This window comes from Solibacillus sp. FSL K6-1554 (assembly GCF_038005185.1).
GTDB lineage: Bacteria > Bacillota > Bacilli > Bacillales_A > Planococcaceae > Solibacillus > Solibacillus silvestris.
Window position 1 is genome coordinate 482,617 of the sequence record NZ_JBBOSS010000001.1, and the last position, 15,025, is coordinate 497,641.

General features: G+C 38.3%; 12 protein-coding genes. 6 read left to right on the forward strand and 6 right to left on the reverse strand.

The genetic code is table 11. The features are described from left to right. Positions 1-125: 125 nt before the first annotated feature. The 3 genes from MHB58_RS02440 to MHB58_RS02450 all read left to right on the forward strand — a co-directional run bounded on the left by MHB58_RS02440 (position 126) and on the right by MHB58_RS02450 (position 3,055). Positions 126-542 (forward strand): MarR family winged helix-turn-helix transcriptional regulator, encoded by a 417-nt coding sequence (locus MHB58_RS02440; protein WP_008404661.1) that lies wholly within the window; start codon positions 126-128, stop codon positions 540-542. Next, positions 539-1,726 (forward strand): MFS transporter, encoded by a 1,188-nt coding sequence (locus MHB58_RS02445; RefSeq protein WP_339263671.1) that lies wholly within the window; start codon positions 539-541, stop codon positions 1,724-1,726. Before MHB58_RS02440 ends, MHB58_RS02445 begins: the two co-directional genes overlap by 4 nt. Positions 1,727-1,888: 162 nt before the next feature. Beyond that, on the forward strand, positions 1,889-3,055 hold the full coding sequence (locus tag MHB58_RS02450) for an aminotransferase-like domain-containing protein (protein ID WP_008404656.1): 1,167 nt from the start codon (positions 1,889-1,891) through the stop codon (positions 3,053-3,055). Between the two features lie 713 nt (positions 3,056-3,768). On the opposite strand, the gene MHB58_RS02460 is transcribed toward MHB58_RS02450, so the two are convergent. After that, complete coding sequence (locus tag MHB58_RS02460) at positions 3,769-3,969, reverse strand: cold-shock protein (protein ID WP_008404655.1); 201 nt, start codon at positions 3,967-3,969, stop codon at positions 3,769-3,771. A 545-nt stretch (positions 3,970-4,514) separates the two neighbouring features. On the opposite strand from MHB58_RS02460, the gene MHB58_RS02465 reads away from it, so the two are divergent. Then, on the forward strand, positions 4,515-6,704 hold the full coding sequence (locus MHB58_RS02465) for a DNA topoisomerase III (protein WP_041865800.1): 2,190 nt from the start codon (positions 4,515-4,517) through the stop codon (positions 6,702-6,704). A gap of 94 nt (positions 6,705-6,798) precedes the next feature. On the opposite strand, the gene MHB58_RS02470 is transcribed toward MHB58_RS02465, so the two are convergent. From MHB58_RS02470 to MHB58_RS02485, 4 genes are all read right to left on the reverse strand, one after another. Further along, the gene (locus tag MHB58_RS02470) at positions 6,799-7,377 is read right to left on the reverse strand and encodes an SET domain-containing protein (protein ID WP_014824805.1); all 579 of its coding nucleotides are present in this window, start codon (positions 7,375-7,377) and stop codon (positions 6,799-6,801) included. Positions 7,378-7,647: 270 nt separating this feature from the next. Beyond that, positions 7,648-8,838 (reverse strand): amidohydrolase, encoded by a 1,191-nt coding sequence (locus tag MHB58_RS02475; protein ID WP_014824804.1) that lies wholly within the window; start codon positions 8,836-8,838, stop codon positions 7,648-7,650. Then, entirely contained in the window at positions 8,835-9,542 is a 708-nt protein-coding gene (locus MHB58_RS02480; RefSeq protein ID WP_008404649.1) for a hypothetical protein, read from the reverse strand. The genes MHB58_RS02475 and MHB58_RS02480 overlap by 4 nt, the downstream gene beginning before the upstream one ends. Before the next feature lie 19 nt (positions 9,543-9,561). Continuing rightward, positions 9,562-10,272, reverse strand: coding sequence for a DUF5058 family protein (locus MHB58_RS02485; RefSeq protein WP_014824803.1), 711 nt, complete (start codon positions 10,270-10,272; stop codon positions 9,562-9,564). Positions 10,273-10,415: 143 nt separating this feature from the next. Here MHB58_RS02485 and MHB58_RS02490 point away from each other — a divergent pair, with 143 nt between their 5' ends. Together MHB58_RS02490 and MHB58_RS02495 are read left to right on the forward strand one after the other, a co-directional pair. Then, positions 10,416-12,233, forward strand: a complete 1,818-nt coding sequence (locus MHB58_RS02490; RefSeq protein ID WP_014824802.1) for a helix-turn-helix domain-containing protein — start codon at positions 10,416-10,418, stop codon at positions 12,231-12,233. A gap of 222 nt (positions 12,234-12,455) precedes the next feature. After that, the gene (locus tag MHB58_RS02495) at positions 12,456-13,886 is read left to right on the forward strand and encodes an alanine/glycine:cation symporter family protein (protein ID WP_014824801.1); all 1,431 of its coding nucleotides are present in this window, start codon (positions 12,456-12,458) and stop codon (positions 13,884-13,886) included. Between the two features lie 107 nt (positions 13,887-13,993). Here MHB58_RS02495 and MHB58_RS02500 read toward each other — a convergent pair whose 3' ends face one another. Then, positions 13,994-14,974, reverse strand: a complete 981-nt coding sequence (locus tag MHB58_RS02500; RefSeq protein WP_014824800.1) for an SMP-30/gluconolactonase/LRE family protein — start codon at positions 14,972-14,974, stop codon at positions 13,994-13,996. Positions 14,975-15,025 lie beyond the last annotated feature (51 nt).

A 15,025-nucleotide genomic window follows, 5' to 3' on the forward strand; every position in this document is an offset into this window, starting at 1 on the left:
TAAAAGCATCATGCAATGCCAATTCAATAGCGTTCAGCAAAAAAAGATTGACAAATGAAGTAGAGTTCTATTTAATTAGTTAGGTTAACTAACCATTATAGAAAATAAAGGGAGGTAATCTAATTATGACTTTCTTTTTACAATTGCACCGTTTTCATAAACGTTATATGCAGCGTCTTACTAGTATGCTGGCAGGGCATGAACTGTCCAATGCCAACTGGTCTTTGATGCAATATTTGGCGAATGAAGAGCTGGCTACAATGAGTCAAATCGCGAAATATTGGGATGTCGAGAAGCCAACTGTTTCTGCAAATGTTAAGACATTGACGAAACGAGAGCTTATCCAACTGAAACAAGGCAATGACAGACGTGAAAAATATATAAGTTTGACGGAAAAAGGAGAAAAATTGTATGAAAATATTTCCCCGGAAATTAAATTTCTACAAGATCAGCTATTAAATAACCTGACAGACGAACAACAGGAGCTTTTCAAAAAAGCGCTGTCTGATATGGAGAAAATATTGAAAGAAGGGCTAGAATGAAGGAAATAAAAGAACCTATATGGACGAAAGATTTTATTATTGTATCGATCATTAACTTTGTATCCATTTTAATGTTCTTTCTTTTAATGGTGACTATTTCAAGTTATGCAGTAGATACATACCATGTTTCTACAAGTATTGCGGGGCTTGTTTCGAGTATTTTTATTATCGGTTCATTGATCGGCCGGTTAGGGGCTGGGCGTCTTATCGGCAATATCGGGCCACAGAAGATGCTTTTAATTGGCCTTGTCTTATTTTTTGTAACAACAACACTTTATTTAATGGAGTGGGGCGTTGTCTATTTATTGATCATCCGTCTATTGCAAGGGATTGCAGTCGGGACGATCGGGACAGCGACAGGTACGATTGTTGCTATGATTTTACCGATCTCACGTAAAGGAGAAGGGATTGGATACTTTAGTCTTAGCGCGGTTCTGGCAACAGCCATTGGTCCATTCGTCGGCATGTTCATGCTGAAGCTTGAAAATGGCTTTGATGTCATTTTCTATATGAACACCGGTCTTTCGCTTATGTTACTAATTGCTTATTTCTTTGTTAAAATCTCTTTACCACCAGTGAACAAGCAAAATGGGCAACAGACAGAGAAGTTATCGTTTATCGAAAAATTTATTGAACCAAAAGCGCTTCCGATTTCATTTATTGCCTTATTAATCGGTTTTGCGTACTCTGGCGTCATGACGTTTATTACGTTTTATGCAAGAGAAATCAACTTAGTGGAAGCGGCAAGCTATTTCTTCTTGGCATATGCAGGAATTGTCATTATTTCCCGCCCGTTTACAGGGAAATTAATGGATGTTCGCGGTCCCAACGTGATTGTATACCCATGTCTTGCTGTATTCGCAGTAGGAATGTTGCTGTTTAGCCAGGCATCTGCAGGCTGGATGCTGTTAGTAGCAGCTGTCCTAATTGGTTTTGGCTACGGGAACTTCAATTCCATTGCTCAAACAATTGCGGTTAAAGTAACGGAGCCTCATCGATTCGGCTTAGCAACATCGACATATTTTATTTTGTACGATTTAGGATTAGGGGTAGGGCCTTTTATTCTTGGAATGATCGAACCCCATACAACATACCGAACAATCTTTGTTTCTATGATTCCGCTAATTCTTATTTGTATCCCGCTTTACTATTTATTAGTAGGAAGAAAGCAAAGGCTAGCGTAAGTTATGACAGTTTATCAGTTTAGGTAAATAATCGGAATAACAACTTCATGTCAGGATCTTACTAGCAATAAGCATGTATCTTCTAAAATGGTACATGCTTATTGTGTATTTAGTTGAAAAGTGATAAAATTTTGAAAATTACAAAAAGGAAGAGAGTCCACTATGCAATATTCTGATAGTATTTTAAAAACCCCGTCATCATTCATCCGCAATATTTTAAAGGTAACGGATGCGTACGACGTCATTTCATTTGCGGGAGGCTTGCCAAATCCAATCTCATTTCCAATTGATGAGTTAAAACAGTCGGTAAATGATGCGATTGATGCGAATGGTGCAAAGGTATTCCAATATTCTACGACACAAGGCTATTTGCCGCTACGTCAGTATATTGCAGACAAGCTTAATAACAAGCAATCGAATTTAAATTATACAGCAGAGGATGTCCTTATTACGACAGGATCCCAGCAGGCATTGGAGCTAATTTCCAAAGTTTTGCTGAACAAAGGGGACGGCGTTGTTATTGAAGAGCCAGGCTATTTAGGCGCGATCCAGGCTTTTACATTACGTGAACCAAGTTTCTACGGTGTCACACTGGAAACAGAAGGGCTGAATGTTGAACAGTTTAAGGATGCGCTAAAACAGCCAAATGTGAAAATGGTATATACAGTACCAAATTTCCAAAATCCTACTGGGTTAACGTATACGAAAGAGCGCCGTGAAGAAGTGTTTGAGGCGGTAAAAGATCAAGATGTCATTTTTATCGAGGACGATCCATATGGCGAGCTTCGTTTTACTGGTGAACACTTGCCGTATATCGCAGCAGGGAAGATGACGAACAGTGTCGTATTAGGTTCGTTTTCAAAAACGGTTACACCAGGTATGCGCCTAGGTTATATTTTGACGAAAAACCATGAACTACTAAATCATGTCGAAACTGCGAAGCAGGCAACGGATTTACATACTAATATTTTTGCACAATATATTTTGCACCAGTATTTAACGAATAATGAATATGAAGCGCATGTTGAAAAAATTATAGCGCTATACAAAACACAAGCAGATGCAATGCTGGCGGCAATGGAAAAATATTTCCCACCATATGTGAAATATACAAAACCTGAAGGCGGTATGTTCGTGTGGGTCACACTTCCGGAAGGAGTAAATGCGCTTGATAAGTTTACGGAGGCGATGGAGAAAAAAGTGGCATTCGTGCCGGGAAATCCATTTTACACGGATAAAGAATCAGTTAACACACTACGCTTGAACTATACAAATGCAACACCGGAAACGATCGAAGAGGGTATTAAACGTTTAGCAGAAATATTATAAGAAAATGTGGGGGAGCTATTGCTCGGAGAAATTCGAGTGATAGCTTTTCTTATTCTGTGTATTTATACAAAGATAAAAGGATATGTGAACTTAAAAAACCGTTGCACCATTTCTGCTTTTTCCACTAACACCGTTCCTCTATCGTTAATTTGCAAAAAGTAAGGGAAATAATTACATGCACACGCAATAGTTACATACAGCTTATCCCTTCAAAGTACAAATAAATTAGAAGTGCCGTTATCATGAACAAAAGTTACGGAGTTAAAAGAGATTGTCGGATTATAATGGATTTCCTGGGAAATAGGGTATACGATACATCGATTTACACTATATAATTTCAATTTGCGACATTTCACCGTCGATATGATGCCTTCATCAACTTTCTTCATTAAATGTACTCGTTTTAAAGTGGTTGAATGGTTGCCAAGCACACAGTTATCGCAAATAGCAGAACTTTCACAAGCAGGAGGGGGACCTTCCGGAGTTAATAAGTACATTACCATCATCACAATTTGGGCAGTATAGCTGTTATCAAATCGATTATATTATTCAAGAAACGAACGAAACATGAATAGGTGTGAAAAATAGAAATAGCCGTGTCGAAAGTTAATCTCCGGCACGGCTATTTTTTCATCATTATGAAACTATAAAAAGAAGCATACCCGATAGAGTATGCTTCTTGCAACTAACTATGTGAACTTAATTCGTTAGAATTAAAGTTTTGTTACGTTAGTAGCTTGTGGGCCACGGTTGCCTTCTTCAACGTCGAATTCAACTTTTTGACCTTCGTCTAAAGTTTTGAAACCTTCGCCTTGGATAGCTGAGAAGTGTACGAATACATCGTTACCGCCTTCAACTTCGATGAAACCGAAACCTTTTTCTGAGTTAAACCATTTTACTGTACCTTGTTGCATGAGAGAAAACCTCCAAAAAATTAATTAATTGAATTGCTAAATGTATAAAAAATTCACACATTAAAAAAGGGAGCGTACACGTTCACTTTTTTAATATGTGAATTGATCGTAAACAGCTTAAGCAATTTAATTAAGTTTATTGTATAACAACATTATCCAAATGTCTACTAAAAATTCTCGAAATACAGTAGAGAATTTTGATTTTTCGTACAAATGAAGGGATAGTATGAGATGAATATACCGATTTAATAGTGCTTTTATATTGTTTAAAAGGAATAATAAGTAAAAATTTATGTATTTAATAATTTTTTTACCTTTTATTAAAAATATTCGTTATCAACTACCCAAAATCATTTTTGAATAATTTTGTTGCTTAAAACTAATATACCCGTCCTTTCAAAAGCTAAACATCATATTATATTCTTATACAAATTTATTGTGACATTCAATTATATTTTTTCAAAAACGGACGTAAAGCAAATACGTCTAGGTACTATTGATGTATGGTATAGTTGGTTCAAAGAGTTACGAAAGGATTGTTTACAATGGTTAAAAGCTTAGTACTAGCAGAGAAACCTTCAGTTGCACGGGATATTGCGAATGTGCTGAAGTGTCATAAAAAAGGTAATGGATTTTTAGAAGGAGACAAATATATCGTCACATGGGCTTTAGGACATTTAGTAACGCTGGCAGATCCGGAAAGCTACGACGAGAAATATAAGAAGTGGGATTTAGCAGATTTACCGATGCTGCCCGAACGTCTGAAACTAACAACAATCAAGCAGACAAGCAAACAGTACAATGCCGTAAAATCACAGCTTACACGTAATGATGTTAATGAAATTATTATTGCAACAGATGCCGGTCGTGAAGGAGAACTTGTTGCACGCTGGATTATTGAACGCGCAAAAGTAAATAAACCGGTTAAACGTCTATGGATTTCTTCGGTTACCGATAAAGCGATTAAAGAAGGCTTTGCGAATTTAAAGCCAGGGAAAGCATATGAAAATCTATATTATGCAGCGGTTGCCAGAAGTGAAGCTGACTGGTATATCGGACTGAACGCAAGTCGCGCATTATCGACGAAATTTAATGCACAGCTTAATACAGGTCGTGTACAAACACCGGTTGTTGCAATGGTTGCCGCTCGTGAAGATGAAATAAAGAATTTCAAACCTCAAACGTATTACGGAATCGAAGCTCAAACGAAAGAGCTGAAATTGACATGGCAGGATCAAAACGGCAATGCACGCAGTTTTGATAAAGAAAAGATCGACAAAATCGTTCATACATTAGATAAGCAAAATGCGAAAGTCATCGATATTGAACGTAAACCGAAAAAGACATTTTCTCCTGGACTTTATGATTTAACTGAATTACAACGTGATGCGAATAAGCTATTCGGATATTCAGCAAAAGAAACGTTGAATATTATGCAAAAGCTATATGAATCACATAAAGTGCTCACATACCCGCGTACGGATTCACGTTATCTTTCATCCGATATTGTCAGCACATTACCTGAGCGTTTGAAAGCTTGTTCTGTAGGGGAATATCGTACGTTAGCAAACAAAGTACTAACAAAGCCGATTAAAGCAAGTAAATCGTTTGTTGATGATAGTAAAGTATCCGATCACCATGCGATTATTCCGACTGAAGAATATGTGAATTTTGCGAACTTCAATGATAAAGAGCGTAAAATTTACGATCTGGTTGTAAAACGTTTCCTTGCAGTTCTTTTCCCTGCACATGAGTATGAGCAATTAACAGTTCAAGCCGAAATCGGGAAAGAGAAATTTATCGCACGCGGTAAGACGGTTATTTCTGCTGGGTGGAAAGAAGTATACTCGAATCGTTTTGATGACGAGGAAACTTCAGAGGATGTGAAGGAACAGCTGTTGCCGCGTCTTGAAAAAGGACAAGTGCTAAACGTGACATTACTTGCCCAAACATCTGGACAAACAAAACCGCCAGCGCGTTTTACAGAGGCGACAATACTGACAGCGATGGAAAATCCGGCGAAATATATGAACACGCAAAACAAAGCGCTTGCCGATACATTAAAATCGACAGGTGGGCTAGGGACTGTTGCGACACGTGCCGATATTATCGATAAATTGTTCAATTCGTTCCTTATTGAGAAGCGTGGAAAAGACATTCATATTACGTCAAAAGGCCGCCAGCTGCTGGATTTGGTACCGAATGAACTAAAATCTCCGGAAACAACCGCACAATGGGAGCAAAAGCTTGAGCAAATTGCTAAGGGCAAGCTGAAAAAAGATGTCTTCATTAATGAAATGAAGCAGCATACAAAAGCAATCGTTGCCGATATTAAAAACAGCGATAAAAAGTTCAAGCATGATAATATTTCAACGAAGTCCTGCCCGGATTGCGGAAAGCCAATGCTTGAAGTAAACGGGAAAAAAGGAAAAATGCTCGTATGCCAGGACCGTGAGTGCGGTCACCGCAAAAATGTCTCGCGTGTAACGAATGCCCGTTGTCCGCAATGTAAGAAAAAGCTGGAGCTGCACGGACAAGGTGAAGGCCAAATTTTTGTATGTAAGTGCGGTTACCGCGAAAAATTATCCGCATTCGAAGCGCGCCGTAAAAAAGAAGGCGGCGGTAAAGTTGATAAACGCAGTGTTCAAAAATATTTGAAGCAGCAAGAAAAAGAAGTAGAGCCAATTAATAACGCGTTTGCGGATTTATTAAAAGGCATGAAATTTGATGAGTAATTCGCTTTATTGATTACATGCAGGAACGGAAACCGTACTTTAACAAGTGCGGTTTTTATGTTTTAAATGGGTACCGTAGTTTCTTCAAATTCATCTAATATAGCGTAAGAATCGAATCCATTGGCGCAGTACCATTCGCAACTGCATTCACTTTGTTAACGTATTGCTTGTTGATTAAATACCTTAACGGTTGCTCTACGGCATTGAAATATTTGAATGTATCTCGTGCCATTTCATCCCATTCTTCATAATAGGTTAAATAGTCATTTGCCGTTACTTTAGTTCTCGATGTGCCTTCCTCAGAGATGCACTCAAAATCCTCAACACCTTTTAAAGTTCCATAATCACATGTTAATTGCTCGCCAGGTTGAATGTCTTTTGCGGCCATTTGAAAATTATAAGCTGTATCGACACAATTTGGTTTGAAACTGTGATTCATATATTTTGCGTGATCCCAATGAAGGACATAGATACCGTCAGTTTCTAAGTACGCATATTTATAGACATCCGCTTTTTGCAAATCACCAAGACTTTCGATAAACTCCTCTGTCAGCATCAAGTCAAGGCCATCTTTAATCCAAACAATCGTCCCTTTAGGGATTAGTTTAGTTGCAAAGACACCGACGCCTACCTGCTCACTGACAAATTGAATTTCTGTATGTGGATGCATCATTTGTTATTCCTCCTTAAAAGTAAAACCCATTTAAATGTTATGTTGAATAAGAGACAAGTTATTTCCTTGAAATCAGATTGTTTTAATATGTTTATGTCATTACTTTCTATTTGGAATAGGCTTTAGTCAGTATTTATAATGCTTTGATACATCATGAGGATAGGGATGTTTTTGATGGGGGTATGTATGACCTGTTGGATGAAGGAAATTAGTTTTAAACACAGCAAAAATACCATTTTCTCCTTAGAGAGTAATGGCATTTAGGCAACTTTATTTTAAGCAATATTTGGCAACGACTTCTGCACCAGCTTTTGCTGCAACTAATAATGCCCGTTCATCAATATCGAACTTTGGATGATGGTTCATATAAGGTACATCTAAGTACGTTGGTTGGCAGCCAATATAATAAAAAGTGGATGGCTTTGCGAGTGCATAATACGCAAAATCCTCTGACCCTGAAAACAACGGTGCTTCTTCAATCGCAATGATTTCTTCCTGTTCCGAAGCTTCCAATGTTTCAACGACAAAGTTTGTCAGGTCCTTATCGTTAACTAACGGTGGATAATCCTTTTCGTAAGTGAGCGTGCAAGTAACACCAAACTGGACTTCTAAACCGTCTACTAACCGTTTGATTTCCTTTTCAATCGTAGCGTGAACAGTGTCGTTCATATAACGCACATCACCTTCAAGCGTTACGGCATCTTTAATAACATTAAACGTTCCTTTTCCATCAAATGAACCGATTGTAACGACACCCATATCATACGGGTTTAACCGTCTGCTAATAACCGTTTGTACAGTCGTTACAAAGTTCGAGGCTGCAACAATTGCATCATTCGCCAGGTGAGGGGACGAACCATGCCCTCCTGTACCATGTACGACCAATTTGAAAAATGAGCGGCCGGCCATTGCAGCGCCAGCACGATATCCGATATGTCCGACTTTAAATGTTGGGAATAAATGTGCCCCAACAATAATTTCACAGTCATCGAGTAAACCGGAAGCCATCATACTTTTGGCACCACCAGGCGGTTTTTCCTCTGCATGCTGATGAATAATTTTCACTGTTCCGTGTAATTCATCTTTTAACTGGATGAGACAGTCCGCTAAAATGAGCAAATACGCGGTATGACCGTCATGACCGCAAGCATGCATGACACCCGGGTTTTTCGATTTAAATGGGACATCTGTTTCTTCTTCAATCGGTAAAGCATCAAAATCTGCACGTATCCCGATGACAGGACCTGGATTTTGCCCTTGAATTTCTACAATAATTCCGTACCCATTGCCGACATTGCGATGGACCTTTACGTCTTTATTTGCATAGAAATCCGCGATATACTGTGCTGTTTGCTGTTCTTCAAAGGAGAGTTCCGGATGTTCGTGTAGATGACGGCGAATGGCAATCATCTCATCGTTTCGTGCTGCTAACTTATCCATTAACTGTTGTTTAATTGTCATGATGTTTGTTCACTCGCTTTCATTTTTTCAAGAATTACGGCAAAGAGGACTGTTCCTGCAATACAAATAAATGTTTGGAACGACGGCGGAATGGGGCCAAGCGCTGCAAAAATCCCTAATCCAATAGCACCGATTCCCCAAACGGGTTTTTTTAATGCGAATTGCGCAAGCACTCCACCAAAGATAGCCGGCAATACAAAGCTGAAGCTGGCGCGGATTGACTCAGGCAACGCATTAATTAAGTAAGACCCCCCTAAAATCACAGCTATAAGCATTGTTGTATTCACAATGGAAGCGGCAGAAATCGCTAATGTTGCGGTAACTTCACCTTTGCGCGTCCCTGGCTCTGCTTTTACGATGGATTGGGCAATAGATGCGCTAGGTAAGCACATATTTCCGATATTACCTGTTAGAAAGGCCAAATACGTGCCCGACACACCTAAAATAGGGTAGTAGCTAATTGGCTCGACAAACCAGATGATCGATACAACGGCCCCGTAACTTAAAAAACCTGTTAAGATAACAGACCAACCTGGATGGTACCCTAGACCAAATGATAAATAGAGGGGAAGGGCTATCGTACAAATGATGACACTCCAAATAGTAAGACGCCCCCAGAAATGTGCCTGACTATGAAACGTTGCAAAGTTTTCCTCGCTTTTTGTAGGTGAAGCATCTGTTGTGTGACGCTCTAAAACGACCATTTTAATCATCCTCCTTCAATTAAATTAAGAAATACCCGACGCTCATACCGATTAAAATAACTAATCCTAGTGACCACTCACGGAGCCAATTCTGGTTAAAGCGTTGAGCTGCCCACATAATAACCGGCATTACAAGTAAAGCGACTATAAAAATAATCGTTTCATTCATACCTTTTGCGATCTGGCCACCACCAAAATATCCGAAAGCACCAATCATTGCTGCAGTCGAAATGACACTTAACCATTTTGCCCGATTGCCGCCACCACTCGTTAACTTACTTTGAAGGCGACCAAGAGATTTCGTAAACAATGCTGTAACAATCAACCATCCCATGCCGCCTAAACACATTGTCCAAACTGCTGCTGTAAATGCTTGTGCTGAGAAGCTTTTGTCACTTAACTCTTCACCTGCTGCTTCGGCCCCAAGACTTGCTCCTACTGTTTCGATCGGTGCTGATCCGACAATACCAATTCGCATCATTGTCGTTGGTTCACCAATTAAAGTAATTAAAGAAATGGCCACGATAATAATGGCAAATGATGGACCTAATGAACTAATTGCACCTGTTCGAATAATTGAAGTGACTTCCTTGTTCGTTAAGCCTACTTCTGGTGCTACTTTCTTTGAAATCCTTATAAAGACAATGGCTTGGAAAATTACAATGAGTACAACGACAAATGCTATAACCCATAAAATCGGATGATCCATAATCTCTGATGCTAAGTTCAATAAAACCCCTCCTTTAAATTGACGAACAATTCAGTTTTTTAATACTATACTTTGTTTTCTTGTTGCGAAACAATGTGTAATCCTCTATATTTATAAATAAAATTATGGAATATTCTATATATTTCAGAAAGAGGGGAATGTCTATGTCAGATGGACAAGAAGCAATTCTACGTCACTTAACACTTTCAAATAAACAGTTATCTATCCTCGTGGAAAGTATCCGGACAATCACTTCCAAACTTCATATTGATGAAGTATTACATACAATCATGCGGCATGCACTGAACGTTATTCCTGAAGCAGATGCAGGGTATTTAATGCTTTTTGATGAACAGAAACAGTGTCTAATTCCGAAAACCTATATTCATTTCCCGCCACTTATTGAACAATTTCAAACAAAGCCGAATGAGGCCATTACTGGTCGTGTATTTGCGACAGGAATCGGTGAGTTCTTTAACAGTTACGATGAAATTATGGCTGCTATGTACCATCAAAATGTAAGCCCGCGTAATTTACAGACAATATTAAAGAGCGCACATGTTCCGCAAGCAGCTCTTTGTGTACCGATAACTGTTGATGCTAAGCCAATCGGCATCATGATCCTTCACCAACTTCAAAAGAAAAGAGACCTCACACAAGAAGATCTATTATTTTTTCAAGCCTTTGCCGATCAGGTAGGGGTGGCAATTCAAAAAGCCCAGTATTATGAACAGATGACTGAGAAAGTAAAAGAAGCGCACGAATTATCTCTGGCATTAGAGACAAAACATACCCTTCTTAAACAGCGCTATGATGTGCATGCTACATTAAATCAATTGCTCTTACAAAACGAACCGATCTCCGTCATTTTAAATGAACTAAAAAACTTAACACAATTACCAATTGGTTTTTATGATGCATATGATGATGTGTTTTTTGAAGATGATCAGTCCATTCCCCCTCACACAAAAGCTAAAATAAAAAAACAATTATTCTTGAAAATGAAGCCATTTGAGTATCGGCTTAAAAATGACCGCAGCTTTATTGTTTATCCTCTCTATAATTTGGATATTTGTTTAGGGAGTATGATTATTGAACAGAAAGGCATCATTTCCTACAAAGATCAGCAAACACTGGAGCAGGGGGCCAATATTTTAACACTGCAAATTTTACGCAATAAAAATGTTCTGGAGCACCATAACAAACGAATGCAGGAAACATTCCAGCATATCATCGATGCACCTAATCAAAAAACAGTTGCTTCTATGGCATATCAACTTGATCTAGATGTGCTGGACTACTACCGATTATGTATTTTCGAGTTCAAACAAACGGCCGACATGTTATCGATTGAACAATATTTACATCAGTTCATCTCCATGCTAAAGGAACAATTTACAGGTGAACGGAAATTACTTTTTTATGAAAAAAACAAAATCACTCTTTTAATCGGTGTGCCGTCACCAGCAATGCTTACAACATTAAACGAAACACTCTCGCGCCTACAAAAAAAGTGGCAATCACTGCATAAACCGCTTTTTCGGTGCGCAATTAGTAAACAATATAAAACCCTACAGACAGTTTCTTCTCTATACGAAGAAGCGCTGCAAACATTGCGCTTTTTACATGTACGTGGTGAATGGACAATTACGAGCTACGATAAAATCGGTCTCAACCAGCTGATTTTACAAGTCCCGCCAAAAGACTTGGCAAACTTCATTCATGACCAAATCGGTGAGTTATTGACTAAAGCCAATAAAAGTCACCTGTATGAAACATTGTTGGCCTATTTCAGATTTAATCGCTCCGTTCAGCAAACAGCACAGCATTTACATATTCATACCAACACTTTGTACCAGCGATTAAGCCGAATTGAGCAAATATTAAATATCTCGTTTCAAATACAGGAAGATGCACTGAAAATACAATTAGCTTGTTATTTAAAAGAAAATTACTTAACGCCTGTAAAAAAACGAGAGTAAATATAGGGGAGTGAGGAGGATAACTGTCATGCTAGAAAATTAATACATCTTAATAAAAATGTATACTAAAATTTCAAGTGAGTATAAAATAGGACAAGTTAGCATCGGTGTAGGAAAATGACTTTGTATTTAGGAGATGTTGGTGCAGAATTTTAATAGTTGACGAAGTAGCACGGCCTACATACCAACAGAAAAAGTTGAAAAAATAGAGGAAGTGAAACAATGGATTGGTTCGGTAATATATTGGGTGAAGTGAATACAATATTATATTCATATGTATTAATAATTTTATTAGTAGGAACAGGCATATTTTTAACGGTTAAAACAAAGTTTATTCAATTTAGATTAATAGGTGAAATGTTTAAACTTATAACAGAATCGGCGCCAACAGATAAGTCAGGAAAAAAAGGTATATCTTCTTTTCAGGCTTTTACAATTTCTGCTGCTTCTCGAATTGGAACAGGTAATATAGCGGGTGTCGCCACGGCAATTGCTCTTGGCGGTCCCGGTGCGATATTTTGGATGTGGATGATTGCGCTGATCGGAGCGGCATCTGCACTAATTGAAAGTACATTAGCACAAGTATATAAAGTGAAAGATAAGAGTACTGGATTGTTTCGTGGTGGTCCTGCTTATTATATGGAAAAAGGCTTAAATAAAAGATGGATGGGTATTCTTTTTGCTGTTGTCATTACAATTACGTATGGCTTTATTTTTAATTCTGTCCAGGCAAATACGATTTCCATTGCATTTGAAGAAAGTTTTGGTGCCAATCGATTTGTAGTAGGTTTAGTATTGGCTGCTTTAACAGGGATTATTGTTTTCGGTGGATTAAAGAGAATTGTTAGCTTTACTCAAATAGTTGTTCCTGTTATGGCAATTTTGTATATTATAATTGCTCTTATTGTTGTATTCCTCAATATTTCCGAAATTCCGAATGTATTTCTTCTTATCATAAAGTCTGCCTTTGGATTGGAAGAAGCCTTTGCGGGAATGATCGGGGCAGCAATTATGAATGGTATTAAACGGGGATTATTCTCAAATGAAGCAGGGATAGGTTCTGCACCCAATGCAGCAGCAACAGCAGCTGTTTCACACCCAGTAAAGCAAGGGTTAATTCAAGCCCTTGGTGTATTTATAGACACATTAGTCGTTTGTACAGCAACAGCTGCAATCGTATTATTAGGCGATGCATACCTTCAATCTGACGCAACTTCAGTCAATTTAACGCAAGCCTCTTTAGTCGGAAGTTTAGGTGATTGGGCAGGCAGCTTCTTAGCGATCATTGTATTTATGTTTGCTTTTAGTACGGTTATTGGCAATTACTATTACGGTGAATCGAATATTAGTTTTATAAAAGATTCAAAGACCGGTTTATTAGTATTCCGTATATTTGTCGTACTTTTTGTTATGTTTGGTTCCATTGCAAAGGTACAAGTTGTATGGGATTTAGCGGATCTGTTTATGGCCTTTATGGCGATCATTAACTTAATTGCTATTCTCCAACTTTGGAAAGTGGCCAAACCGGTTATTAATGATTATTTAACTCAACGGAAGCAAGGCAAAGATCCAGTATTCTATAAGAAAAACGTACCTAATTTAGGCGAGGTGGAATGCTGGGGCGAAGATGAAGAAATAGAAGGAAAACGTTAAATTTGAGCTTTCATTCAGGAATACTACTTCGTAAATAGCTATTAAAATTTAAAATGGGGCAATCACTAAATTGGTGATTGCCCCATTACATTATATTAGAAGCGAGTCTAGTTTAACCCGTATGGCTGTAGACCCTTCTTTTTTACTTGAATACGCCACACCTCGTTCTTTGATGATTCGGTTACGTACAGGTATCCATCATGAAAAGCTAAGTTTGTTGCGAATGTTCCTGCATCTTCAGGAAGGCGAATGGTTCCGTATTTAAAACCATTGGCGTCAACCACTACTACTTCTCCAGCTTGGAAATGGGCTACGTACAGATTACCTTCAGCATCTACAGCTAACCCATCCGGACCGATTCCACCTTCAAAACGAGCGAAAATAAACGGTGATTCAGGAGAATTTGCAGCATTTACAGAAGGTACTGATAGAATTTGATTTTTATCAAACTCTGATATATAGACGCGTTGGCCATTTGCCGAAATAGTGATCCCATTAGGATAAGCAATATTCTCTGAGAAGAGGATTGCTTCAGTTTTACCAGGAGGTAAGTAGAAGACGCGACCTGTTGGATGAGTAGCACTAGAACCCATTGGCTCAGTAAAGTAAAGACCACCTGTTTCGTCAAAAACAAGGTCATTTAAACCGTTTAAAGGTTTCCCGTCGTAAGAATTGACAATGGTTTTGCGTTCGCCAGTAGCAGGATTGTAGGAATATAATTCACCTTTGCCATCCGTAATAAATAGGCGACCATCTTTATGGAACTTAGCTCCAATTGGCATTAATTTATCTTTATCTCCTAAAACTTTTTCAACTTTGTCGCCTTTAATAGTTAAGATTTCGCCAGTTGTCGGGCTAACTAACCAGATGTTTCCTTTACGATCAAAGTTAATACCTTCCATGAATCCACTACCTGTAGCAACCTTTTCCCATTTACTGCTTTGATGAATAATTTCAGAAATGTCATGTCTTTCCTTTGCCGGCACTGGCTTTGTTTCATACAATGCCTTAGCACCAGTGAATGTGACCGTTATAAGGGAGAGAACAAGAACCAATATCCATACAAGTGCACCTTTTTTAGACCTCATAAATACCTCCTAAATGACAGTGAATTTTTTTAAACAGTATTCAAGAAGAAA